Here is a 24,602-nt window from a genome sequence, read left to right on the forward strand (position 1 = left end):
GGATTCCTTTCATGATGGGCCTCGCAGCCCCGGAAGGCCTTCGTGAGCCTATTCGCCGGAACGCCCGGATTCCTTAGGTTTGAATCATGAAACCGATGTTCGCGCTCTTCATGGGCGTCGCCTGCCTCAGCACCGCGGTCGTCGGCCTGTCCACCACGGCGGCGTTGATCGTGGTCGAGCACGCCGGTGCCGCGTGGAGCGGGCTCCCGAACGCCGTACTGGTACTCGGTTCCGCCGCGGGGTCGCTGTCGTCGGGAACGCTGGCCGCCCGCTACGGCAGGCGACTGGTCCTGGTGCTGATGTACGGCGCCGCGGTGGCCGGCGCGCTGATCTCGTTCGCGGGTGTGCTCGGCGGGTCCGTGCTCGCGCTGGTGGCGGGGATGCCCTTGATCGGCTTCGGCAACAGCGGGGCTCAGCTTTCGCGCTACACGGCCGCCGACCTGTCTCCCGAACACCGCAAGGGTTTCGCACTGTCCACAATGGTCTGGGCGGGAACGGTCGGCGCGGTGGCCGGTCCGGCGTTGATCGCGCCGGCCGCGGCGCGGGCGGAAGCCGCCGAACTGCCTGCCCTGTCCGGTCCGCTCGCGGCCGGGGCGATCGTCGTGGCCATCGCGGTGGTCGCCGTCGCCACCCTGCCGCGCGGTCTCGCCGCTCCGCCGGAAGGAGTACCGAGGCGGGAACGGATGTCCGTGCGGAACCCCCTGATCCTCGGTCCGCTCGTGGCGATGGTCGGTGCGCAGCTGGCGATGGTCGCGGTGATGACGATGACGCCGGTCCAGCTGCACCAGCACGGTCAGGGCCTGGACGTCGTCGGCTGGGTGCTGAGCGCCCATCTGGTCGGGATGTTCGCGCTGGCGCCGTTGTCCGGCTGGATCGCCGATCGCTGGGGTGGCCGCGTGACGATCTTCGGTGGCATCGGCACGCTCACCGTCGCGGCGGTCACCGCGATCGGCGGCCCCGACTCGCATCACGTGGGAATCCCGGTCGCGATGTTCCTGCTCGGCTACGGCTGGAACCTCGTGTTCGTCGGCGGCAGCAGCATGCTCAGCCGTGATCTCCCGCCCGCTCAACGGGCACGGGCGCAGGGCACGGTCGACGCCTTCGTATGGGGGACCTCCGCGGCGGCGAGCCTGCTCGCCGGGCATCTGTTCGGCCTGGGTGGATACGTTCTGGTCGCCATCGCGGGCGGACTCTGCGCCCTCGCCCCGCTCGCGGTGATCGGCCGCCGGGTGAGCGCGGCCGCCCCGGTTGAAAAAGCCGGGCTCCCCTGATCTGCGAAACCATGGCGGCGCCGTCATACTTCTTCACTTCGACCACGAACGAGCCCGTGATGACGCAGATCACGTCGGCCATGAATTCGGAGGGTCCTAGGGTGAAGACGGACGAGGTGCGGGAGATCGGGGGTGCACGATGAGCGAGTTCGCGGTGAATCTGCGGGACCGGGTACGGCAGGCGAGGGAGGACGTCCGGATCGCCAGGCGGGAATCGGACGAGGATCGCGCGTCGGCCGTCGGCGCCGATCTGGCCAACCTGGAGCGCTTGGCCGCCGAGCACGGGGTGGACCTGCCTGAGCAGGCCTCGGACGACACCCGGGCGTGACCCCGGGTTCCGCGCCGCCCATGGGCCTTTGACACCCTGGGGCGCGTGACCGAAAGCCTGAACCGGATCCGCGCCTTCCTGGCGGATCGCGAGCCGCCGACACCGTGCCTGGTCGTGGACACCGACCTGGTCGCGGAGCGGACGGCCGCGGTCTCGGCGGCGTTCCCGGACGCGCTGATCCGCTACGCGGTCAAAGCCAATCCCGCTCCCGGGGTGCTCGACGCGGTGCGGTCGGTGGGAGCGGGGTTCGACGTCGCGGGCACGGGCGAGATCGACCTGTGCCTGTCCCGCGGCGCGGACGCGGCGGAACTGGCCTATGGCAACACGATCAAGAAGCCGTCGGACATCTCCTACGCGTATGCGCGCGGAGTTCGTGAATTCACCACGGACTCCGCCGGGGATCTGGCGAACCTCGCCGAGCACGCGCCCGGTTCGCTGGTCTCGATCCGCCTGCTGACCGGCGGCCCCGACTCGGTCACGCCGTTCGGCCACAAGTTCGGCTGTGAGCCCGCCGTGGCGGCCGCGTTGCTTCGCCGGGCCGTGGAAGCCGGGCTGAGGCCGGGAATCGCGTTCCACGTCGGGTCACAGCAACCGGATCCGGCGGCATGGGAGATCGGGATCGCGACCGCGGCCAAGGTCGCCGCCGAGGCGGGCGTCGGCCTGGCACGGCTCAACATCGGCGGAGGTTTCGCCACCGAGCACCGGGAGCCCGTGCCTTCTCTGGCCGGCTACGCGGCCGTGATCCATGCCGCCGTCCAGCAGCATCTGCCGGGGCCGGAACTGATGCTCGAGCCGGGCCGCGTGATCGTCGCCGACGCCGGGCTCATCCGGACCGAAGTCGTTCTGGTGACCACCCGTGCCGCCACCGACGAACGCCGCTGGGTCTACCTCGACGTCGGCAGGTACAACGGGATGGCCGAGTGCGAGAACGAAGCCGTCGCGTATCGGCTGGAGCCCGTCGGCGTCAAAGGTCCGGAAGGACCGGTGGTACTGGCGGGGCCGACCTGCGATGGTGACGACGTGCTCTACCAGCGGACGCCGTGCGCACTGCCACTGGCGTTGAAGGCGGGCGACCGGCTGGACATCCCGGGCACCGGTGCGTACACCGCCAGCTACTCGTCCATCGCTTTCAACGGAATCGAACCGTTGCGTACCTATGGTGTGGGGAGGTTCGCCGATGCCGGGTGAAATGCCACTCGTCGGCCGGTTCGCCGGCCGCCACGTCCTCGCGGAGTTCGAGGGGATCGAGCCTTCGCTCCTCGATGATCCCGTGTTGCTCAAGACGACCCTCGCGGACGCCGTGACGGAAGCGGGGGCGACGGTGTGCGAAGTCGTGTCGCATTCTTTCGCGCCGCAAGGGGTCACCGTGCTCGCGCTGCTGGCCGAGTCGCACGCGTCCGTGCACACCTATCCGGAGATCGGCTCGGTGTTCGTGGACGTGTTCACCTGCGGGGACCGGGCCGATCCGGAGCGAGCCGTCGCCCTGCTGGCGAAGCTGCTCGGTGCCGGCACCGTCCGGATGTCCACTGTGGAACGAGGAGAGAACTGATGGCGCAGCGGCGGATCGCCGAACCGATGGGACCGGGACTCACCCGGCACTGGGACGTCGACGAGGTGCTGTTCGAGGGTCGTACCGCCTTCCAGAACGTCCTCATCGGACGGACGGCGCAGGGGGTCTCCCTGTTCTGCGACGACGAACGGCAGAGTACCGAGCTGAGCCAGCTCGTCTACCACGAGGCGCTGATGATCCCGTCGCTGCTGCTCGCCGAACGGGTCGAGCGGGTGTTGATCATCGGCTCCAGCGAAGGGGTCGCCTCGGAACTCGCGGTCGCCGCGGGTGCCGAGGTGGTCGATCACGTCGACATCGACGCGGAGGCGGTGCGGGCCTGTGCCGAGCATCTTCCCTACGGCTACACGCTCGACGACCTCGCCCGTGCCGAGCGCGGCGACGGGAAGATCCGCGTGCACTATCGCGACGGCTGGGAGTTCCTCGCCGAAGCACGTGAGCGCGGCGACTCCTACGACGTGGTCGTCATCGACCTGCCGGACGAGAACGACGATCCGGAGGCGCAGCACAACCGGTTGTACGGAACCGATTTCCTGGCCAGGTGCACGGCACTGCTCGCCGCCGGGGGAGTGGTCGGCTGCCAGGCGGGCTGCCCGACGCTGTGGCGCAATCAGACGCTGATCTCGTCCTGGCGCCGGTTCACCGAGTCGTTCGGAACCGTCCTCTACTACGGCTCGGACGAGCACGAGTGGGCGTTCCTCAGCGGCCGGGCCGACGAGCTCGACGATCCGGGCGCCTTCGTCGCGGAGAAGATCGGCAAGGCGGGAATCGAGGAGTCCACTATGGACGAATACGCGTTGCGGGCGAATACGGTGCCGCCGATTTCCTTGCGCCGGTAACGCGAACCTTCGCGCCGCGATCGCACGGACTTCGTGCTGCTCGGGCATCCTTCCGCAGGATCCTCCATCTGGTCGTTGCCGGGTGCGGCCATGCGGGCCAGAATCGCTCGGGTGACTATCTGGCGCGCGGGGGCGCGAACGCACTTCCGGGATCGGTGATGGCGTTCATGGGCGGGGACGCCGAGCTCACCGCCGGGCTGACCAGGGAATCCTCGGTCTGCGCGGCGTTCGTGAGTTTGGCCGCGAGCGTCGTGGAGGATCCGGGGCCGGAGCGGCTGGTGGACATCCTGTCCAGCGAATGCGTGCGCCTGCTGCCGATCGATTCGATGGAGGTTTTCCTGCCGGGGCTGGAAGCCGAGCGGCATTCCACGGCGGTCGAAGAAGGCCCCGCCCTCGAATCGTTCGAAACCGGGAACGACGTCGTGGTCGAAGACCTCTCCGCCGAAAAGTCACGGTGGCCGGGTTACGTCGCCAGAATGGCCGGACTGGGCCATGTTGCGGTTTCCGCGCTTCCGTTGCGCGCGATGGAGGAAACCCTCGGTGCGGTCACGTTTCTGAATACCGAAACCGTCGTTTTGAGTGCCGAGGATCGTCGGCTGGGACAGGCGCTCGCCGACGTCGCGACCGTGTGCCTGCTCCAGCAACGGGAACTGCGCAACTACCGGACGCTTTCGGCGCAGTTGCAGACGGCGCTCGACAGCCGGATCGTCATCGAGCAGGCGAAGGGAGTGCTCGCCGAGCGCGCCGGGGTCAGTGTCGGCAAGGCTTTTCAGCGCATGCGCGCCTTCGCCCGAGGCTCGAACCGGAAGCTGGCGGACGTGGCACGCGATGTCGTCGACGGTTCGCTGGACAGCGAGGCGTTCCTTCGATCGCGCCGTTCTTGACAACTGCCGATCCGCGTCCGGCAGTTGCCGGTAGGGTCGTTGGTCACCGGAACCGATGACTTGTGCCGGGGGAACACGCGACCGTGCGGCCCTACAGTGCCGGGACGGAAGCGTGAAGGCTTCACGCAGAAGAGAGGATGCGTGAATGCCATGGCGCTACTGGGAAGCATTCTGGGGAGGAGCCGCTCGGTACGGCCGAGCCTGCTTCCGTTGCTGGAGCTGAGGGCGGCCGCTTTGACGTTGCAGGCGGGCTACGGACTCGCGCCGACCGGGACGGGGACGGTCTGCTTCGTCGCGGAGGGTCGTCCTGGCGACGGGACGGAGGCGGAGATCGTCGCCGGTCTCGCCGGGGATTCCGTTCGCCGCAACGTGATCATCCACGACGCGCACGGGAGGACGATCGTGCGCTGCTGGCGGGAGAACGGGGATCTGGGCTGGCTTCTCGGCGACCTCGTGGACGTCAACGACCGGCTGGCGCAGGCGGGCTTCGCGTCCTGGCTCCTGCACACGACGGTCGATTTCGCGGAGTTGCGGGATATGCGCCATCCCCAGCTCACCATGGTCTTCCGCCGCGAGCGCGGCACCTTCTACCCCTATGCCCCGCGCGGGACCCGCGGCCGGGACCGGGCGATGGAACTGAAGGTGCGTTCGTCATTGACCCGGATCGTGCCGATGGAGGCCGATATCGGCCGATGGCGCCCGGTCTGACCGATCACCCGGTCAGCCGGGGGGCACCGCTGAGCCAGCCGCGCAGCCGCTGAACGCGCCGGTCCCGTGGGTTCCAACGCGGGAAGTGGTACCGGTGCCGGAGCCGCGCGGGGTCGTTCGTGGCCGGGGCGGCACCCTCAGCCTGCTCGATGACGGTCATGACGTCGTCGAGCAGAGAGGCGTGTGTCTCGGGTTTCGCCGATACGCGCGGCAACCTTTCGAGTTCGGCGGAGACCAGTGTCCGGGTGGCGCCGGCGCGCGTGCCGGGACGGCGGCGGGTCTCGCAGATCCTCGTGGTCACGTCCCGGTCACCCTTTCCCGTCGGCGGTCCGGTGATTGCCACCTTCGACGATGCGGTATCGCGGGGTGCTCAGGTCACCGCCGAAGGTAGTGCCATCGAGGGCACAAAGACCCCAGTCGGTCGCCGAACGGGTACGGCGTGTCACGGGTTGGCTTCGAAACGCCTGGACGGTGGAAGTCGGTGGAACAATGTCCGCCGGCGAGACCTCGATCGACGGAGAAGGTGCATGCCGAACCCGACCTCACCGCAGCCCGGAACCCCGGCGGCGGCTCCGATCCGGGTGCTGCTCGTCGAAGACCACAAGATGGTGGCCGAGGCACTCGGTGCCGCCTTCGAGGAATTCCCGGAGATCCAGCTGGTGGCTTCGGTGGAATCCCTCGCGCACGGGATGATCGCGGCGGAACGCTATCTGCCCGATATCGTCCTGCTCGACAGGCGGCTGCCGGACGGCGACGGGATCGAGGCGATCGCGAGGCTTCGCGCGGTTTCGCCGTCGAGCCGCGTGCTCGTGCTGACCGGCGACGCGAACAGCGCCATCGCCGCCAGGATCCTCGAAGTCGGCGGTGCCGGGCTGTTGCTGAAATCCGGGTTGCTCGACGAGCTGATCACGGCGATCCGCACCGTCGCGGCGGGTGACGTCATCATCGATCCGGAACTGCTCAGCGGGGCCTTGGCCATGCTGGCCGGGAGTTCGGGCGCACTCGGGCCGGTGTTGTCGTTGCGGGAGCGGCAGGTGCTCGGCCTGATCGCCGACGGGGCGGGAACCGATCGGATCGCCGAGGAGCTGAGGCTCGCGCGGAACACCGTGCGGAATCACGTGCAGCGGATACTGGTGAAGACCGGAACCCATTCGAAACTCGAAGCCGTGGCGCACGCGCGCAGGAACGGCCTCCTCGAACGGCCGTAGCGCCGGGACGCGCCTGAGTGCCAAGCTGCACTATGGCCATGCCGTCATCGGAATCGGCGCCCGATAATCGCAATGCTGTGCTGTTCGAGCTGTTCGTGCACAGCGTCGTCGACTACGCCATTTACATGCTGGACGTCGACGGCAAGGTGATCACCTGGAACCAAGGCGCCGAACGGATCAAGGGATATTCCGAGGAGGAGATCCTCGGCCGCCATTTCTCCGTTTTCTACACCGAGGAGGACATCGCCGAGGGAAGGCCGACCGCGGAACTGCTGATCGCCGCCGAGATGGGCAGCCACGAGGACGAGAGCTGGCGGGTCCGCCGAGGAGGGAAACGCTTCTGGGCCAATACCGTGCTCACCGCGGTACGCGACCACATGGGGACCTTGGTCGGTTTCGGCAAGGTGACCCGGGATCTCAGCGAACAGCGGAAAGTGCAAGAGGAAAGAAGGGGGCGGCAGCAGGCGTTCGCGCATTTGGTGCGAGCGCAAGAAACCGAAAGACGTCGTATCGCGTGGGATGTTCACGACGATTCCATCCAGTCGATGATCGCGGTGAGCATGCGTCTGCAGATGCTCGCCGCACAGCGCCGCGATTCCGCATTGATGCAACTCGACGAAGCGATCCAAGGCGCGGTCCGGCGGTTGCGGATCTTGGTCGCCCAATTGCGGCCGCCCGCGCTGAACGACGATGATCTGGTCGGCTCGATCCGTGACTACCTCGACGAGGTCGTCCGCGGCTGGGGGCTGGACTACACGCTGCGGCACGATTTCACCGGCAAGCCGCCACCCGAACTCGTCGTCACCGTCTTCCGGATCCTGCAGGAGGCGTTGGTCAACGTGCGGAAGCACGCGAACGCCACCCTCGTCGAGGTCACCCTGACCGGACAGGACGGCGGACTGCTGGTGAAGGTCGCCGACAACGGCGACGGGATGAAGCCTGGCGCCGAAGGTTCCCCGGAAGTGTTGTCGGGTGAACACATCGGAATGGCATCGATGCGTGAGCGTGCGGAGGCGGCGCAAGGATGGTTCCGGGTGACCAGCAGACCGGGGGAGGGCACCTGGGTGGTCTGCTGGATTCCGCTGACCGGTTCCGGACCGGCACGGCGATGACGGTTCCCCCGGGACCCGGGGAACCCTGGACGAAGGAGACACCGCGATGCCGGAGCCGGGGAACAAGCGGATGTCGCGTGACACGGCCCGAGCGGGCGGTGGGCTCAACGACGAAGGGCTGCAGCGGCTGTTGAAGGGACTGAAAGCCGTTCGCGACGGCGATTTCAGCACGCGGCTGCCCCAAGTGGACGATGTCCTGATGGACGAGATGGCGGTCGTCTTCAACGGGATGGTCGACCAGCTGGCGCTGTTCACCTCCGAGGTCACCCGGGTCGCGCGCGAGGTGGGAACCGACGGCAAACTCGGCGGGCAGGCGGCGGTGCCTTCGGTTTCGGGTACCTGGAAGGACCTCACCGATTCGGTGAACGCGATGGCGGGCAATCTGACCGGCCAGGTCCGCGACATCGCCGAGGTCGCGACGGCGGTGGCGAAAGGTGATCTGTCCCAGAAGATCACCGTCGACGTCAAAGGCGAGATGCTGGAGCTGAAGAACACGATCAACACGATGGTGGATCAGTTGTCGTCGTTCGCCGACGAGGTCACGCGGGTCGCGCGCGAGGTGGGCAGCGAAGGACGGCTGGGCGGACAGGCGGAAGTTCCCGGTGTGGCCGGGACTTGGCGGGACTTGACGACGTCGGTGAACTTCATGGCCGGCAACCTCACCGACCAGGTGCGGTCGATCGCCGAAGTGACCACCGCCGTGGCGAAGGGTGACTTGTCGCAGAAGATCACGGTCGACGCGCGGGGTGAGATTCTCGAGCTGAAGAACACGATCAACACGATGGTGGATCAGCTTTCCTCGTTCGCCGACGAGGTCACGCGCGTGGCGCGTGAGGTCGGCACCGAGGGCGCCCTCGGTGGGCAGGCGCAGGTTCCCGGTGTGGCCGGGACTTGGCGGGATCTGACGACGTCGGTGAACTTCATGGCGGGCAATCTCACCGCGCAGGTGCGGTCCATCGCGCAGGTCGCGACCGCGGTGGCGAAGGGTGATCTGTCGCAGAAGATCACGGTCGACGCGCGGGGTGAGATTCTCGAGCTGAAGAACACGATCAACACGATGGTGGATCAGCTTTCCTCGTTCGCCGACGAGGTCACGCGCGTGGCGCGTGAGGTGGGCACCGAGGGACGGCTTGGTGGCCAAGCGGACGTGAAGGGTGTGTCGGGGACTTGGAAGGGTTTGACCGAGTCGGTGAATGTCATGGCCGACAACCTGACCGACCAGGTCCGCTCCATCGCCGAAGTCACCACCGCGGTGGCGAAAGGCGACCTGTCGCAGAAGATCCGCGTCGACGCGCGCGGCGAGATCCTGGAACTCAAGGACACGATCAACACGATGGTCGGCCAGTTGTCGTCGTTCGCCGACGAGGTCACGCGGGTCGCGCGTGAGGTGGGTACGGAAGGGCGGCTTGGTGGTCAGGCGGATGTCAAGGGTGTGTCGGGGACTTGGAAGGGTTTGACCGAGTCGGTGAATGTCATGGCCGACAACCTGACCGACCAGGTCCGCTCCATCGCCCAGGTCGCGACCGCGGTCGCCAGAGGGGATCTGTCCCAGAAGATCACCGTCGAAGCCAAAGGCGAGGTCGCCGCGCTCGCGCAGACGATCAACACGATGGTCGACACGCTCTCGGCGTTCGCGGACGAGGTCACCCGGGTGGCGCGCGAGGTCGGCACCGAGGGCATCCTCGGCGGGCAGGCCCGCGTGCCCAACGTCGCCGGAACCTGGAAGGACCTCACCGACAACGTCAACTCGATGGCGAACAACCTCACCGGCCAGGTGCGCAACATCGCCCAGGTGACCACCGCGGTGGCGCAGGGCGACCTGTCCCGCAAGATCGACGTCGACGCCCGTGGCGAGATCCTGGAGCTCAAGACCACCATCAACACGATGGTCGACCAGCTCTCCGCGTTCGCCGCGGAGGTCACCCGGGTCGCGCGCGAGGTCGGCAGCGAGGGACGGCTCGGCGGCCAGGCCGAGGTCGAGGGCGTTTCGGGCACCTGGAAACGGCTGACCGAGAACGTCAACGAATTGGCCGGGAACCTCACCCGCCAGGTGCGGGCGATCGCCGAGGTCACCAGCGCGGTGGCCACCGGCGACCTCACCCGGTCGATCTCCGTCGAGGCGCAGGGCGAGGTCGCGGAACTGAAGGACAACATCAACGCGATGGTCCAGTCGCTGCGCGAGACGACGCGGGCGAACGAGGAACAGGACTGGCTCAACACCAACCTGGCGCGGATTTCCGGTCTGATGCAGGGCCATCGGGACCTGCGGGTGGTCGCCACGCTCATCATGAACGAACTGACCCCGCTGGTCGGCGCGCAGCACGGGACGTTCTTCCTCACGGAGTCCGGCGAAAACGGCACCCGGCTGCGGCTGATCACCAGCTACGGGCACAGCGAGGATCCGGACGTGCCCTCGCAGTTCGCCATGGGCCAATCGCTGATCGGGCAGGCCGCGCACAGCAAGAAGCCGATCGTGGTCGACCGGACGCCGCCGGGTTTCGTGAAGATCTCGTCGAGTCTCGGTTCCGCTCCGCCGGTCACCCTGATCGTGCTGCCGATCGTCTTCGAGGACCAGGTGCTCGGCGTCATCGAACTGGCGTCGTTCGGCGAATTCACCGCTGTCCGCAAGGATTTCCTCGAACAACTGATGGAGACCATCGGGGTCAACGTCAACACGATCATCGCCAACGCCCGGACCGACTCCCTGCTGGAGGAGTCCCAGCGGCTGGCGGAGGAGCTGCAGGCCCGTTCGGAAGAACTCCAGTCGCAGCAAGCGGAACTCCAGCGGTCCAACGCGGAACTGGAGGAGAAGGCCGAACTGCTGGCCCGGCAGAACCGCGACATCGAGGTCAAGAACTTCGAAATCGAGCAGGCGCGGCAGGAGATCGAGGAGCGCGCGCAGCAGCTCGCGCTGGCGTCGAAGTACAAGTCCGAGTTCCTGGCGAACATGTCGCACGAACTCCGGACCCCGTTGACCAGCCTGCTGATCCTCGCCGGGGTGCTGTCACAGAACTCGACCCAGAACCTGACGCCCAAACAGGTCGAGTTCGCCAAGGTGATCCAGTCCGCCGGCACCGACCTGCTGCAGCTGATCAACGACATTCTCGACCTTTCGAAGGTCGAGGCGGGCAAAATGGACATCCACCACGAGCCGTTCCCGCTGTGCCAGCTGCTCGACTACGTCGGCACGACGTTCCGCCCGCTGACCGCGGAGAAGGGGCTCGACTTCCAGGTCACGGTCGAGCCCAACGTGCCGGAACTCCTGTTCACCGACGAGCAACGGCTGCGGCAGGTGCTGCGGAACCTGTTGTCGAACGCGGTCAAGTTCATCGAAGACGGCAGCGTCGAGCTGCGGGTCAAACTGGTCGATCCGATCTCACCGTCCGACGAGCACGAGTCCTTGGTGGCGTTCAGCGTGATCGACACCGGGATCGGGATCGCCGAAGAGAACCTCGAATCGATCTTCGGCGCCTTCCAGCAGGCTGACGGCACCACCAGCCGCAAATACGGCGGTACCGGACTGGGTCTGTCGATCAGCCGTGAGGTCGCCTACCTGCTCGGCGGCGAGATCCGGGCGGACAGTGTGCTGGGCACGGGCAGCACCTTCACCCTTTACCTGCCGGTGGCCCGGTTCGCCGCGCCCGTGCCCGCGGTCGAGTCCACTGTGGACAACATGGGTGCGGCAGGGCGGCGCGTCCTGGTCGTGGAAAGCGAGCAGAACAGTCTGCTGACCCTGCTCGCCAGAGGGGTCGCCGCCGATCTCGCGGACAGCCACGGCTCCGTCCAGGTGCGCGCCGTGGCCGACCCGGCCGAAGCGTTCGACGAACTGAAACGCAACAGCTATCGCTGCGTCGTGCTCGACACCAGCATCCCGGGCACGAGCGCCTTGTCGTTCCTCAAACGTCTTGTCGAAGGACCGGACACTGTCAAGGTTCCGGTGCTGGCGCACGCGAGCCGCAAGCTCAGCGCCGCGCATGACCGGCTGCTGCAAGGCCACGCGAGGCAGCATCCGGTCGAACTGCTGCCGTCGCTCGACATGCTGCGGGAACGCATCATGCTGCACATCTCGGCCAGCGAACTCGACGGCATCCTCCCGCTGATGCACCAGCCCGAAGAGATCCCGGTGCGCCCCGAGGTGACGGCGAGTGCCGCGGACCCGCCCGAGGGACCTCGGCGACTGCAAGGGCGCAAGGTCCTCCTCGTCGACGACGACGCCCGCAACGTCTTCGCGATCTCCGGGATGCTCGAACTGCACGGACTGTCGGTGGTCCACGCGCCCAACGGTCGCAAAGGCATCGAGGAACTGCTGGCTGACGACGACATCGACCTCATCCTGATGGACGTGATGATGCCGGAGATGGACGGCCACGCGACGACGGCCGCGATCCGCGAGATGCCGAAGTTCGCCGACCTGCCGATCATCACGGTGACCGCGAAGGCGATGGAGGGTGACCGCGAGAAGAGCCTCGCCACAGGGGCGAGCGACTACGTCACCAAACCCGTGGACGCGGCGGAACTGCTGGCCTGCATGGAACGCTGGCTTTCCGACTGAGGTCGCCACCACGACCAACTCGACCACCTCTCACCGGAAGTCTCAAGCCCCGGAAGTCCGTGAAGGCCAGCGGGAGTGAGCTCGCGCAAGGGTCCTCACCCAGCTCTTGACTGTCCACAAGGGATGCTTCTCGCGACAAATGTGCCCGGTTTGGGTGATTTGCGCGGTTTCGCGAGGGGGGGTCGTGAGTGATTTGGGTCGTTCTAACCCTCATTATCACTCACGACCTCACTTGGAACCGTGCATAGCGGCATCAATCGGACACCTAATCGCCCGGAGGTGTCCCTTGTGGACACTGAAGCCCCGCTGGCGTCCAGAATCAAGCCTGCCCTACCCCGACTTTGCTGGGACCCTGACCTTGAGAGCAGGGAAGGAGGCCTTCACGGTCCCGCCACCTTTGACTCGCGTCTCAACGACCAACCCGGCTATTCCGTCCCGCTGGCGCTGTTCGCGCAGAGACGGCGGATGGCGGCGACGATCTCGGTGTTCGGGCTGCCCTTGACGAGGTACTCGGTGACGCCGGCGGACGCCATCTGGGCGATGGACCGGGTGTCGCTGTGCGCGGAGAACGCCATCAGCCGCGTGCGGGGCACCCGCCGCCGGATCTCCCTGGCCATCCACACCCCGCCGCCGCCGGGGATCCGGACATCGAGGACGGCGACTTCCGGGACCAGCAGCTCGGCGAGCGCGACGCCTTCACCGGCGGTGAGCGCGATGGCCACCACCTCGATGTCGGGTTCGGTCTCCAGAAGGGCGCGCAAGGCATCGCCGATGACCGGGTTGTCGTCCGCGACGAGCACCCGAAGTCTGAGCGGCGGCTTTCGGTTCATGACCCAGTCCGTGCCCGCGGTGTCTGCGGTGCCGGTGGTGGTCGCGGGCCCGCCGCCGAGCTTGGCGTGACTCAGCAAGACAGTCGTCGATCGCCTTCGCTCGGCTGCTCGACGAGTGTCCTGGCGACGTCGTGGATCTTCATGTTGTTGTTGCGGCAGAACGACCGCAGCAGCTCGAACGCCGAGTCGATGTCGATCTGGTAACGCTCGGCGAGGATGCCTTTGGCCTGTTCGATGGGCAGCCGGTGGTCCAGCGCGTACTGGAGTTGCTCGGCACGGGCGCGGTAAAAGCGAATGCGGTTGCGCATGGCCACGAGCTCGTCTGCCGGGTCTGGTGTGCCGGACGAGTGGGACGGCGAAAGCGTGGTCTCGGACATGGGGCGATCGTCGCAGCGGTCGGCGGCGCGGGAAAGAAGAGAACGTCCTGACTCGCCTGATGCAAATGAACCTGGTCCGGGCGGCGGCCACTCGAACGGGTGCCGAACAGGGTCCTTTGGCCGGTCGCAGTGACCGGTCGTGCACCGTACGCTCTGAGCGGAGGAGGGAAACCGTGGAGGTCGGAATGCTCCGGGTGTTTCTGGTCGACGACCACGAGGTAGTCCGTCGAGGGGTCGCGGACATGCTCGAGGAGGACGCCGAGCTGTGCGTCGTCGGTCAGGCGGCGACCTTTTCCCAGGCGCTGGCGAGGATTCCGGCGCTGCGGCCTGACGTCGCGGTCCTCGACGTCCGGCTGCCGGACGGCAACGGTGTCGAACTCGCACGGGAACTGAGGTCCAGGGCCCCCGAACTGAAATGCCTGATGCTCACCTCCTACACCGACGAGCAGGCGATGCTCGACGCGATCATGGCCGGCGCGAGCGGCTTCGTCATCAAGGACATCCGGGGGATGGACCTGGTCGCCGCGGTCAAGGAGGTCGGCCGCGGCCGCTCCTTGCTGGACACACGCGCCGCCGCGACGCTGATGGCGAAGTTCCGTGACGTCACGGTGAAGAAGGGCCCGCTCGCCGGGCTTTCCGAACAGGAGCGCACGCTGCTGGAACTGATCGGCGAGGGGCTGACCAACCGGCAGATCGCCGAACGGATGTTCCTCGCCGAGAAGACCGTCAAGAACTACGTGTCCCGGCTGCTGACGAAACTCGGGATGCAGCGGCGTACCCAGGCGGCCGTCCTGGCCACGGAACTGCGCCGCCACTGACACTGGGCCCGGATGTTCAGGCGGAAACGAACGTTTCGAGCAGGACGTCCTCCAGCGGGCGCCGCGGGGTCCACGGCAGCGGCGAGCCGTAGCCGACGCGCAGCAGCACTTGCGGCCACACTCCGCAGCCGAGAAGCCTCCGGAGTTCGGCGCGTGCCGAACGGACCATGACCGGCGGCGAGATGAACGACGCGGTGAGTCCGGCGCCGGTCGCGGTCAGCAGAACCCGTTGCAGCGCTTGGCCTGCCTGCAACCGGTCGAGCCGCCCGTCGGTCAACGACCCGATCGCCACCACCAGTGGCGGATCCGGCCGACCGGAGGCACCGGGCGTGCCGAATTCTTCGAGGAGCCAGCTTTCGTCGGCGGGGGAGCCGTCGGTCGCGTAGGACGGCACCCCGTCGCGAGTGCCCGCGCGCAGTTCGGTCCACCGGCGGAGTTCGGCGAGGAAGGCGGGATCGGCGAGCTGAGCCAGCCGCGCGCGAGCGGTGAGGTCACGCAGGTGACCGCATTGTTCGGCGCTCAGGCTCGGCATCCACGCGTGCTCGAGTTCGGTGGCGTGGCGGAGTACGGCGAGCGTGGACCGCGGGATGGCGGTGGGGAGGAACGGCCGCCGGTTGGTGCGGCGGCGGGGGATCGCGCGGGCGAGCCGGGTGACCTTGGGGTCGGGGGTGCGTTCGGCGAACGGGCGGACGACGGCCAGCAGATCGGGATCGGAGCGGCTTGGCATGAGTGTCGTCGCGGGATGGAAGCCCAGTGCGTGAATCGCCGTCCGGAGGGTGAACAAGGCGGCACCGCAGGAAAGGACGAGTTCGCGTCCGTCCGGATCCGTGACCGGTAGGATGCGGCGTGGATCGGCGTGGAGTTCGATTCCGGTGCCGGTGCACCGGAAGAGCCACGGCTGGGTGTTGTGCGTCGACGGTGCCAGCATGGCCGACCGGAGCACGGAATTCACCTGATCGGAGTTCAAGCGCCCGACCCTGGTGACTTGTAAGGTCATGGTTTCTCCCGCCGCCGCGCCACGGGTAATGGATGTCTCGGTGAGACGGTCCCGCCTGCGGTGCGGGGCCGAAAGAGGAGAAAGTCACCACGGCCGCGAGTCGTCCCGATCTTCGGAGGCGAAGCAGGATGTCGGCTCATGACCGGCTGGGTGGAACGGACGACCGGCTCACCGGCGCGCCATCCCAGCTGCGGGTTCGTGAGGTGTTGCGGGATCTCCAGAACCGCATCGAACGGCTCATCGGCACACGCGACAAGATGGACGGTCTGCTCGAAGCGGTGCTCGCCGTCGCGTCCGGACTGGAGCTGGACACGACACTGCGCCGGATCGTGCAGGCGGCGATCGACCTCGCCGAGGCCACCTACGGCGCGGTGGGGGTGATCGCGGACGACGGTTCGCTCGCCGAATTCGTCTATCTCGGGATCGACGGCGAGACGAAACAACAGATCGGCCATCTGCCGAAAGGGCACGGGCTGCTCGGTTTCGTCATCGAGGAGGCGAAACCGGTGCGCCTGGCCGACATCTCGCGGCATCCCGCGTCGGTCGGCTTCCCGGCGTGTCATCCGCCGATGAGTTCCTTCCTCGGCGTGCCGATCCGGGTCGGTGACGAGGTGTTCGGAAATCTCTACCTGACCGAGAAACGCGGGGGAGGTTTCACCGACGACGACGAGGTGGTCGTCCAGGCGCTCGCCGCCGCGGCCGGGATCGCGATCGAGAACGCGCACCTGTACGAGCAGGCACGGATCCGCCAGCGGTGGCAGGCCGCCACCAGCGAGGTGACCACGGAACTGCTGGGCGGCACCGACCCCGTCGACGCGCTCAACCTGATCGCCAGCAGGGCACTGGAACTGACCGGCTCCGACCTGACCCTGCTGGCACTGCCCGGTTCCGGCAGGCTCGACGTCAGCCCGGACGGCGAAGACGAGGCCGACGAACTCACCATCGCCGTCTGCGCGGGCGCCCGGTCGGGGGAACTGACCGGGGCTCGGATCAGCGTCGCCGCCTCGTTGCCGGGAGCGGTCTACCGCGACCGGACACCGCGCAGTGTGCCGGAACTGGTGCTCGGTGACGACGGCGAGATGCGCCTCGGGCCGACGCTGGTCGTACCGCTCCGCGCGCGGGAACGTACTTCCGGGGTGCTGATGGCGGTACGGAATCCGGGCTCGGTCCCGTTCGAGCTCGCCCAGTTGCCGGTGGTGGCCTCGTTCGCCGACCAGGCGGCGCTCGCGCTCCAGCTCGCCGCGCAGCAGCGCACGGCGAGGGAACTCGACGTGCTGGCCGACCGGGACCGGATCGCCAGGGATCTGCACGACCATGTGATCCAGCGGCTGTTCGCGGTCGGTCTCGCCATGCAGAGCACGCACCGCCGGGCGCACTCACCGGAACTGCGGCGGCGGATCGGCGAGAGCATCGACCAGATGCACGAGATCGTGCACGAGATCCGGACGGCCATCTTCGATCTCCACGGCGGCGAGGCCGGGCAACAGGGTGTCCGGCTGCGGTACCGCCTCTACGACTCGATCACCGAACTGACCGACGACACCGCGATCCATCCGACGATCAGCCTTTCCGGACCGCTCGATTCGATTCCCTTCCCGTTCGCCGAACACGTCGAAGCGGTGGTGCGGGAGACGGTCGGCAACGTCGTCCGCCACGCGCGGGCGAGCGGTGTTTCGGTGAGCGTCGCGGTGAAGGACGACGCACTGCGGATCGCGGTCACCGACGACGGCGTCGGTATCGGCGGGGAGCCCGGCGGTTTCGGCGGGCTGCGGAATCTGCGCGAGCGCGCGGAACGGGCGGGCGGGACGTTCCGGGTGGAGACGCGCGAAGAGGGCGGCACCCGGATCGAGTGGTCCGCCCCCTTGCGCTGATTTACGCCCTAGTTCGTCGACTGCACGGCGAGGATCCCGTCGACCTCGATGGAGCGGGAGACCTCGGCGTCGACGTCGGAGGCGACGGTCTCCAGAAGTTCCGCGGTGAGGTCGGAAAGCGCCCGCGCCACCGCCAGGTAGGAGCCGACCTGGGAGATCGAGCCGTCTCTCAGTCCGGCGTGCGCCAGCCCGACGCCGACGAACTCACCGCCGTCTTCGAGACGGAGTAACGCTTCCGCGCGGACCCGGTACGGTCCGGGCTGCAGGGATACGTCAATGGTCCATTTACCGGTGTTGTCGGTCATCATCGGCTCCGTTCCGGTCATCGAGACTCTCACCGCCGCCGTTCGTGGCACAGGGTCCTAAGTCCTCGCTCCCGGCGAAATCGGGGGCGAAAGTCCTCGGAATTCGTGACCGGCGGCCGCTGCGGTCGCCGGGTACCCCGGAGGAGGGTTGGCCAACCCCCCATTCCCCGGAGTCCACGATGAAGATCCCGTTGCCCACCCAGGTAGACCAAGCGGTGGCGGCCGCCGTGCGCGCGCCGTCGCCGCTCAACACCCAGCCGTGGCGGTTCGTCGTCGACCGGGACCGGATCGAGGTGTGGCTCGACCGCGCCAGGGTGCTCCGGGTCGCCGACCCGGACGCCCGTGAGGCAAGGCTCTCGTGTGGTGCGGCGGTGTTCAACCTGATCGTTTCGCTGCGCTCGAACGGGAAGACGCTGTCGCTGCGGCTGTTGCCTTCGCCGGAGGAGCAGGATCTCCTCGCCGACCTCCGGATCGGTGACGACCGGTTTTCCTCACCCGAAGAACGGAGGCTGGCCGAGGCTGTCTTTCGCCGTCACACGAACCGCCGTCCGTTCCTGAACAGGCCGGTGCCGGCCGACGCGTGGACGATGTTGCGGGCGTCCGCCCTGGTGGAAGGCGGGCTGCTGGAACTGTTCGGCCGGGGCGATCGGGCGGACGCCGTCGCGCGCGTCCTGCACCGGGCCGAAGCCGCGCAGGCGCGCAATGGCGCGTTTCAAGCGGAGATCGCGTTGTGGACCCGGCGGACGGCGAACGCTCCGGACGGAGTCCCGGCGCCCGCCCGACCGCCGTCGCCGCACGCGATCCCCGCGCAGGAGTCGTTCTCCGTCGCCGAACCAGAGAGCGGCGAGCCGGTGCTGGGCGCCGTACTGACCGCCGATGGCGGACCGGCCGCGGACCTGCGAGCGGGAATGGTGCTGCAGCGTGTGCTGCTGACCGCGACGGCCGCCGGACTCGCGGCGTCGTTCGTCGGCAGGCCGTTCGAGAGCAGGGAGACGCGGTTCGCGATGGACCGGATCTTCGCCGAGCTCGGCCGTCCGCACGCGGTGCTGCGCCTTGGCCATGGCCGTCCGGTGCCGATGACGGCACGCCGACCGGTCGAGGAAGTGATGGTCCGGTCGGGGGCGATGCTCTGAAGGGCTACCGGCCGGCCTTTCCACGCGCCGAGCTGGCGCTGCACGACGCGTGGATTTACAAAGGCCCGCTGGTGGATCGGTTGAGTTGTACTTCCGTGTCGGTACCGGCCGTTCGGGGGGCTTTCCGGCCGGTACCGACACACAAGAGAAGAGGGACCCCCGCCGCGAGAATGACGGCTGGCCGCGTCTTTCACCTGACCGAGTGAATCAGGCGGTTCGGTAGGCGGCGTTGACCCATTCGAGGTATGGGGCTCACCCGAGGAACGCCTGCAGTTCGTCGATGACCGCCTGTGGCTGTTCCTCGGCGACGAAGTGGCCGGAACCGGAGACCTTCCGCACCCGGACGTCCGCCGCCTTGGACGGCAGGACTGCCGCGAGGTAGTCGTAGTTGAACTCGGACCCCAGGCCCAGCGTCGGTGCGGTGATCTTCCCGTAGGCCTTCTGGTCCTCGATGTCCTGGCCGAACGCCTGGTACCAGCCGTTGCCCGCTCGGATGGCGTCCGGACGGTCGTACGCCGCGGCGTAGATCGCGCGGTCGCGGTCGCCGATCGAAGCGGGATCGGCCAGCAGGTGGTCGAACATCCAGTCGACGAGGAACCGCGCCCGGCCGGTCAGGAGCTGTTCGGGCAGGGTGGCGACCTGGTTGAAGGCGAACCACCAGACGTGCACCGGCTGCCCGGGCGGCGCAAGCATCGGAATCTGGTAGAGGCTTTCGTCCGGATGCGCGACGTCCATGAGCGTGAGGGACTTCGTCGCCTCCGGATGGTTGGCGGCGAAGCTGAACGCGACCATGGCGCCGATGTCGTGCCCGGCGATATGCGCCTGCCGGTAGCCCAGCGCGCGGACGAGCTCGTGGATGTCGCGGGCCATCGTCTTCTTGTCGTATCCGCCTTGCGGCTTGCCGGACCCGCCCATCCCGCGCAGGTCGACGGCGATCACGCGATACCGCTTCGCCAGCGTGGGCATGATCCTGTGGTACTGCCACCAGGTCTCCGGCCAGCCGGGCAGCAGGATCAGCGGCTCACCCCGGCCGCCCGCGACGTAATGCAGCCGTACGCCGTTGACCTGGGCGAACGCACTGCGGAAACCGCCGGGCAGGGAGCGGGCGAGTTCCGCGTCCGACGGCGCGGACGGTTGCCCGGCCGAGGCGGGGCCCGCCGAGGCCACCAGCGCGGCCGCGGCACCCGCGCCCAGGGTGAGCATGGACCGGCGGCTGAGGAAGGAACGGCTGTCTTCGGTCATGCCTTGATCCTGGGCCCGGCGGGCACCCGAGCGTGAGCGGTGTTTTCGCCAACCGAAGTCGTTTTTCGGACAGCACGGTCAGGACAGCACGGGCTCGGGCACACCGAGCCGGGTCCCGAACGTCTCCCGGTACGCCATCGGGGTGACGCCGACCTGCCGCCGGAAGTGCGGCCGGAGTGCCGCCGACGAGGAGAACCCGCAGTACCGGGCGATCTCGTCGACCGGGAGATCGGTGGATTCGAGCAACTGCTGGGCGCGGATGACCCGCTGATGGGTGAGCCAAGTGCCGGGCGCGGCGCCGGTGATCTCCCGGAACCGGCGGTCGTAGTTGCGCCTGCTCATATGCGCCCTGGCGGCCAGTTCGTCGACCGGCAAGGCGGTGTCCAGCCGGGTGAGCGCCCAGGCCATGGTCTCCGAGACCGGGTCACCTTCATCGAGTTCGGGCATCGGCGATTCGATGTACTGCGCCTGCCCACCGGGCCGGTGCGGCGGGACGACCATGCCCTTCGCGAGCCGGTTCGCCGCCTCGGCGCCACACCACGACCGGATCAGGTGCAGGCCGAGGTCCATTCCGGCGGCGCCCCCGCCGGCGGTCAGGATGTCACCGTCGTCGATGTAGAGCACCGACTCGTCGAGCCGGACCGCCGGGAAACGGGCGGCGAGCAGCGGCGCCATCGCCCAGTGCGTGGTCGCCGGACGGCCGTCGAGCAGCCCGGCGGCGGCCAGCACGAACGCGCCACTGCACAAGCCGGCCACCCGGCCGCCGCGGTCGTGAGCCGTTCGGAGTGCCTCCAATGCCGCTTCCGGCGGATCCTCCATCGGTGACCGCCAATTCGGGACGAGCACCAGATCCGCGGCCCGGATCGCGTCGAGGTCCTCGGGGACCGGGACGGTCAGGCCACCACCCCGCAACGCCGTGTCCGGTTCGCCGCCGACGACCTTGATCTCCAGGCCGGGCAGTTCTCCGAAGGCCGAGGCCATCTCGAACACCCCGAACGCGAACGACATCGCGCCGAGCGACGCCCCGTTGAAGACCACCACGGCCAGCCGTCTCATGACACAGAAGTGTAGAGGTCGCGGAGCCGGATTTTGACTGTCCGAAGGGGACGGTAGATTCGCCGCACGGTTTCGCCGGGGGAAGGAAGCTTCGATGTCGTATCCACAGGGACCGCAAGGACCACCCGGCCCGCAGTGGGGTCCTCCGTCGCAGCAGCAGGGTTATCCCCAGCAGCAGTACCCGCAGCAGCCCGGCTACCCGCCGCCCGGGTACGGCGGGCCGCAGTTCCCCGGGCAGCAGCCGCCGCCGAAGAAGGGCAACGGCCTGATGATCGGGCTCATCGCCGGCGGTGGCGCGCTCGTGGTGGTCGTCTTCGTGATCCTCGCGTTCGTGGCACCCGGTTTCCTGCTCAGCGACAGCAAGGCCCCGTCCAAGCAGAGCGCGACCCAGGTACCGCTCAGCGTCGACTGGGGGTCGGTCCTGGCGGGCAAGTTCATGCTCGCGGTGTACGGCGACGAGGCCGACAGGGCAGCCGATTCGGCTTGCGCGGATTCCAAGGCGAAGGTCAAAGCGGCGGCGAAGGCCGCGGGCGACCAGAACGCGTCGCTCACGGCGAAGGACCCGAAACAGGCAGGCCCTGACCTGATCTCGGTGACGATGTCCGGAACCCTCAACTATGAGAAGGACTTCACCACGACGATGGAGGTCCGGCGCGAGGGCAACGACCAGTACTGCATCGTCTCGGTCTCACCGCTACCGCCGCCCGCCTAGGGCAGCAGGCCCAGACGACGCGCGTGCGTGACGGCCTGCAGCCGGGAGTGCGCGTCGAGTTTCCGCATCGCGTCCCGAAGGTAGCTCTTGACCGTCTCGGCGGTCAGGCCCAGCCGGTGCGCGATCTCGCCGTTGGTGAGGCCGAGCGCGACGAGCGCGACGGTGTCCAGTTCCCTCGGCGCCAGGCGGACCGCCGGGAGAGCGGTGCCGGTCAGGTTCTCGCAGACCTCGTCGAGGCGGGCGCGAAGCGCGCTGTCGGTGACCTGGCCGGAAAGTGCGCGAAGTTCGCCGTAGGCCTCGCGTAGCCGTTCCCGCGGCGCGGCGTCCTCGTGGTGCTCGGCGAGTGGCTGTAGCTGCGCCAGCCGCCTCTCGACCTCGTCCTCGACGGCCATTGTCTGTTCGAGATCGCGTGCGGCGTGCAGGGCGGCGGTGATCGTGCGGTCGGCGAGGACGGCCTCGTCGCGCAGGCCGCCGTACAGCACGGCGCGGACCTGGCGGCGCACGACGACCGGGATCGCGACGACGGAGTGGATGCCCTCGTCGCGGACGGGCTCGTCGTAGTCGTGACTGATCGTGGTGGCGCTGTGGTAGCCGTTGGCGACGACCGGCCTGGTCAGGGCGAGTGCCTTGCCGCCGAGGCCGCGGCCCGCGTGGACGGACAGACCGTCGAGGGCGGTGCCTCGGTTGCCGAGGAACGCGGTCAGCCGCATGCGCGGCGAGGGGCCCGCGACCCCCGCGAAACCGACCGGCAGTCCGGTGTCGCGGCGCAGGTCCGAGACCGCGCCGAGAAGCAGGGCGTCGTCGACCCGCATCGCCTCACCCTCCTCGGTGATCCCCCTGGATCGGGGGTGGTGGCGGATCGGATCCGCCAGCACGATTTCCGGAACTGTACGCCTTCGCCAACGTCCCGGGAGAAACGATGACCGAAGCTCACGTCCGGCGGTTGCTCGAGGTCTATGGCGACGAGCGGGCGAGCGCCGCCGCGCTGTTGTGCGACCGGCATCCGGCGGAGTCGGTCGCGTTCACCGTGGTCGAACCCGACCTGACCGGCCACGATCTCACCTACGGCGAACTGCGCGAGCGGTCGGAACGGTTCGCCGGGGCCTTGGCCGGTCTCGGGGTGGGGCCGGGCGACCGGGTGGCGACGCTGATGGGCAAGTCCGCGGAACTGGTCGTGGCGCTGCTGGCGATCTGGCGGCTGGGCGCGGTGCATGTTCCACTGTTCACCGCGTTCGCGCCGCCCGCGATCGCGCTGCGGATCACCGGTAACGGGACGAAGGTCGTCATCGCCGACGCGGATCAGCGGGTGAAACTGGAACCGTCCGCGGATCTGCCCGCCGACGACGGGCGCCGGATCGTCGTCGCCGGTGACGCCGCCGGCGGAGCCTTGTCGTTCGAGGACTTGGAAAACAGTGCGGCGCCGTGGCCGGAGGCGGCGGTGACCGGCGGCTCCGGTGTACTGGTCGAGTTGTTCACCTCCGGGACGACCGGGACACCCAAGGCGGTTCCGATCCCGCTCCGCGCACTCGCGGGTTTCCAGGCGTATCAAGACTTCGCCCTCGACGTCCGGGCCGACGACGTCTTCTGGAACGCCGCGGACCCCGGCTGGGCCTACGGGCTGTACTACGCGATCATGACGCCGATGGCGACCGGCAGGCGGAGCCTGTTGCTGCACGCGGGTTTCTCGGCCGAACTGACGTGGGCGGTACTGGCGAAATTCGGCGTCACCAACTTCGCCGCCGCGCCGACGGTGTACCGCGCGCTCCGCAACGCGAACGCTCCGGTGCCGGACGGTCTGTGCCTGCGGCACTGCTCGTCGGCGGGTGAACCGCTGACCCCGGATGTCCTGGAGTGGGCGTCGTCGAACCTCGGCGTCGGCGTCTATGACCACTATGGACAGACCGAACTCGGCATGGTGGTGGGCAACGCGTGGCATCCGGACCTCCGCGCCGAGGTCAAGCCGGGCTCCATGGGGCGGGTCCTGCCGGGCTTCTCCATTGAGGTCCTCCAAGAGGACGCCGACGTCGTGGCGGAGCCAGGGGAGCGCGGCCGGGTCGCCTTGGACCTTCCCGCCAGCCCGTTGGTGTGGTTCAAGGGTTACCGCGACGCGCCGGAGCGCACCGCGGCCCGGTTCAGCCCCGACGGCCGCTGGTACTACACGGGCGACGTCGCCGCCAAGGACGCCGAAGGTTACCTGACCTTCGCTTCGCGCGACGACGACGTCATCCTGATGGCCGGCTACCGCATCGGCCCTTTCGACGTGGAAAGCGTTCTGCAGCAGCATTCCGCCGTGGCCGAGTCCGCCGTCATCGGTGTCCCGGACGCGCTGCGGGGCGAGGTGGTCGTGGCGTACGTGGTGGCGCGCGACGGTATCGTCGCCGATGCCGGACTGGCCGAGGAACTGAAGGTGCTGGTGAAGACGCGGTTCGCGGCGCACGCCTATCCGCGTGAGGTGCACTTCGTGGACGAGCTGCCCAAGACGCCCAGCGGGAAGATCCAGCGATTCCTGCTGCGGCAGCGGCATGGTCGTTGAGTCACGCCTTACTTCACGACCGGCCGCCGAGGCCACAGCCGCCCCACCGTCACCAGGGATGCGGGCGACCGTGGCAGGTAGGCGCGCGCCGATCGGGTTCTGAGTGTCCACTGGGGACGCTTCCTGGCGGCCGAGTGTCCGATTGATGTCGATATGTACGGGTCTGGGGGGGGGGGGGGGGGGGGGGGGGGGGGGGGGGGGGGGGGGGGAAAAGAAAAAAAAAAACAAAAAAAAAAGAGAAAAAAGAAAGAGACGCGAT

At 68.2% G+C, this 24,602-nt stretch carries 23 protein-coding genes; 15 read left to right on the forward strand and 8 right to left on the reverse strand.

Annotated features, from left to right (window positions below):
* Positions 1-86: 86 nt before the first annotated feature.
* The 7 genes from ACZ7KI_RS18965 to pspAB all read left to right on the forward strand — a co-directional run bounded on the left by ACZ7KI_RS18965 (position 87) and on the right by pspAB (position 5,597).
* Positions 87-1,271: an MFS transporter gene (locus ACZ7KI_RS18965; RefSeq protein WP_470274419.1), complete on the forward strand. Its 1,185-nt coding sequence runs from the start codon at positions 87-89 to the stop codon at positions 1,269-1,271.
* Positions 1,272-1,410: 139 nt separating this feature from the next.
* Positions 1,411-1,599, forward strand: coding sequence for a hypothetical protein (locus ACZ7KI_RS18970; protein WP_470274420.1), 189 nt, complete (start codon positions 1,411-1,413; stop codon positions 1,597-1,599).
* A gap of 45 nt (positions 1,600-1,644) precedes the next feature.
* Positions 1,645-2,787: a type III PLP-dependent enzyme gene (locus tag ACZ7KI_RS18975; RefSeq protein WP_470274421.1), complete on the forward strand. Its 1,143-nt coding sequence runs from the start codon at positions 1,645-1,647 to the stop codon at positions 2,785-2,787.
* Positions 2,777-3,148, forward strand: a complete 372-nt coding sequence (gene speD, locus ACZ7KI_RS18980; RefSeq protein WP_470274422.1) for an adenosylmethionine decarboxylase — start codon at positions 2,777-2,779, stop codon at positions 3,146-3,148. Before ACZ7KI_RS18975 ends, speD begins: the two co-directional genes overlap by 11 nt.
* Positions 3,148-4,005, forward strand: a complete 858-nt coding sequence (locus tag ACZ7KI_RS18985; protein ID WP_470274423.1) for a spermidine synthase — start codon at positions 3,148-3,150, stop codon at positions 4,003-4,005. The genes speD and ACZ7KI_RS18985 overlap by 1 nt, the downstream gene beginning before the upstream one ends.
* Before the next feature lie 158 nt (positions 4,006-4,163).
* Complete coding sequence (locus ACZ7KI_RS18990; protein ID WP_470274424.1) at positions 4,164-4,889, forward strand: GAF and ANTAR domain-containing protein; 726 nt, start codon at positions 4,164-4,166, stop codon at positions 4,887-4,889.
* Between the two features lie 150 nt (positions 4,890-5,039).
* Positions 5,040-5,597 carry a PspA-associated protein PspAB gene (gene pspAB, locus ACZ7KI_RS18995; RefSeq protein ID WP_470274425.1) on the forward strand — a complete coding sequence of 186 codons (558 nt, stop codon included), beginning with the start codon at positions 5,040-5,042 and terminating at the stop codon, positions 5,595-5,597.
* Between the two features lie 4 nt (positions 5,598-5,601).
* Here pspAB and ACZ7KI_RS19000 read toward each other — a convergent pair whose 3' ends face one another.
* Positions 5,602-5,898, reverse strand: a complete 297-nt coding sequence (locus ACZ7KI_RS19000; RefSeq protein ID WP_470274426.1) for a hypothetical protein — start codon at positions 5,896-5,898, stop codon at positions 5,602-5,604.
* A 226-nt stretch (positions 5,899-6,124) separates the two neighbouring features.
* Here ACZ7KI_RS19000 and ACZ7KI_RS19005 point away from each other — a divergent pair, with 226 nt between their 5' ends.
* From ACZ7KI_RS19005 to ACZ7KI_RS19015, 3 genes are read left to right on the forward strand one after another with little or no spacing between them, the layout of a single operon-like run.
* A complete protein-coding gene (locus ACZ7KI_RS19005) occupies positions 6,125-6,805 on the forward strand; it encodes a response regulator (RefSeq protein ID WP_470274427.1) in 681 nt (226 codons plus the stop codon).
* Between the two features lie 38 nt (positions 6,806-6,843).
* Positions 6,844-7,917, forward strand: coding sequence for a PAS domain-containing sensor histidine kinase (locus ACZ7KI_RS19010; protein ID WP_470274428.1), 1,074 nt, complete (start codon positions 6,844-6,846; stop codon positions 7,915-7,917).
* Between the two features lie 46 nt (positions 7,918-7,963).
* Positions 7,964-12,469 carry a HAMP domain-containing protein gene (locus ACZ7KI_RS19015; protein ID WP_470274429.1) on the forward strand — a complete coding sequence of 1,502 codons (4,506 nt, stop codon included), beginning with the start codon at positions 7,964-7,966 and terminating at the stop codon, positions 12,467-12,469.
* 425 nt (positions 12,470-12,894) lie between these two features.
* Here ACZ7KI_RS19015 and ACZ7KI_RS19020 read toward each other — a convergent pair whose 3' ends face one another.
* On the reverse strand, positions 12,895-13,269 hold the full coding sequence (locus ACZ7KI_RS19020; RefSeq protein ID WP_470274469.1) for a response regulator: 375 nt from the start codon (positions 13,267-13,269) through the stop codon (positions 12,895-12,897).
* Positions 13,270-13,370: 101 nt separating this feature from the next.
* Positions 13,371-13,676, reverse strand: coding sequence for an ANTAR domain-containing protein (locus ACZ7KI_RS19025; RefSeq protein ID WP_470274430.1), 306 nt, complete (start codon positions 13,674-13,676; stop codon positions 13,371-13,373).
* Between the two features lie 185 nt (positions 13,677-13,861).
* Here ACZ7KI_RS19025 and ACZ7KI_RS19030 point away from each other — a divergent pair, with 185 nt between their 5' ends.
* The gene (locus ACZ7KI_RS19030; RefSeq protein ID WP_470274431.1) at positions 13,862-14,494 is read left to right on the forward strand and encodes a response regulator; all 633 of its coding nucleotides are present in this window, start codon (positions 13,862-13,864) and stop codon (positions 14,492-14,494) included.
* Between the two features lie 16 nt (positions 14,495-14,510).
* Here the strand turns inward: ACZ7KI_RS19030 and ACZ7KI_RS19035 are convergent, their stop codons facing one another.
* Positions 14,511-15,491, reverse strand: coding sequence for an Acg family FMN-binding oxidoreductase (locus tag ACZ7KI_RS19035; protein WP_470274432.1), 981 nt, complete (start codon positions 15,489-15,491; stop codon positions 14,511-14,513).
* A gap of 128 nt (positions 15,492-15,619) precedes the next feature.
* On the opposite strand from ACZ7KI_RS19035, the gene ACZ7KI_RS19040 reads away from it, so the two are divergent.
* Positions 15,620-17,362 carry a GAF domain-containing sensor histidine kinase gene (locus ACZ7KI_RS19040; RefSeq protein ID WP_470274433.1) on the forward strand — a complete coding sequence of 581 codons (1,743 nt, stop codon included), beginning with the start codon at positions 15,620-15,622 and terminating at the stop codon, positions 17,360-17,362.
* An 8-nt stretch (positions 17,363-17,370) separates the two neighbouring features.
* On the opposite strand, the gene ACZ7KI_RS19045 is transcribed toward ACZ7KI_RS19040, so the two are convergent.
* A complete protein-coding gene (locus tag ACZ7KI_RS19045; RefSeq protein ID WP_465507223.1) occupies positions 17,371-17,688 on the reverse strand; it encodes a dsRBD fold-containing protein in 318 nt (105 codons plus the stop codon).
* Between the two features lie 158 nt (positions 17,689-17,846).
* On the opposite strand from ACZ7KI_RS19045, the gene ACZ7KI_RS19050 reads away from it, so the two are divergent.
* Positions 17,847-18,800 (forward strand): Acg family FMN-binding oxidoreductase, encoded by a 954-nt coding sequence (locus ACZ7KI_RS19050; protein WP_470274434.1) that lies wholly within the window; start codon positions 17,847-17,849, stop codon positions 18,798-18,800.
* Between the two features lie 252 nt (positions 18,801-19,052).
* On the opposite strand, the gene ACZ7KI_RS19055 is transcribed toward ACZ7KI_RS19050, so the two are convergent.
* Entirely contained in the window at positions 19,053-20,042 is a 990-nt protein-coding gene (locus ACZ7KI_RS19055; RefSeq protein ID WP_470274435.1) for an alpha/beta fold hydrolase, read from the reverse strand.
* Between the two features lie 78 nt (positions 20,043-20,120).
* A complete protein-coding gene (locus ACZ7KI_RS19060; RefSeq protein ID WP_470274436.1) occupies positions 20,121-21,098 on the reverse strand; it encodes a GlxA family transcriptional regulator in 978 nt (325 codons plus the stop codon).
* Between the two features lie 94 nt (positions 21,099-21,192).
* Between ACZ7KI_RS19060 and ACZ7KI_RS19065 the strand changes: the two genes are divergently transcribed.
* Entirely contained in the window at positions 21,193-21,810 is a 618-nt protein-coding gene (locus ACZ7KI_RS19065) for a hypothetical protein (protein WP_470274437.1), read from the forward strand.
* Here ACZ7KI_RS19065 and ACZ7KI_RS19070 read toward each other — a convergent pair.
* The gene (locus ACZ7KI_RS19070; protein ID WP_470274438.1) at positions 21,807-22,685 is read right to left on the reverse strand and encodes a helix-turn-helix transcriptional regulator; all 879 of its coding nucleotides are present in this window, start codon (positions 22,683-22,685) and stop codon (positions 21,807-21,809) included. The two genes, ACZ7KI_RS19065 and ACZ7KI_RS19070, sit on opposite strands and share 4 nt — an antisense overlap.
* Positions 22,686-22,729: 44 nt before the next feature.
* Between ACZ7KI_RS19070 and ACZ7KI_RS19075 the strand changes: the two genes are divergently transcribed.
* Complete coding sequence (locus ACZ7KI_RS19075) at positions 22,730-24,343, forward strand: AMP-binding protein (RefSeq protein ID WP_470274439.1); 1,614 nt, start codon at positions 22,730-22,732, stop codon at positions 24,341-24,343.
* Positions 24,344-24,602: the final 259 nt, after the last annotated feature.

The sequence above is a fragment of the Amycolatopsis sp. NPDC039088 genome (assembly GCF_055598845.1).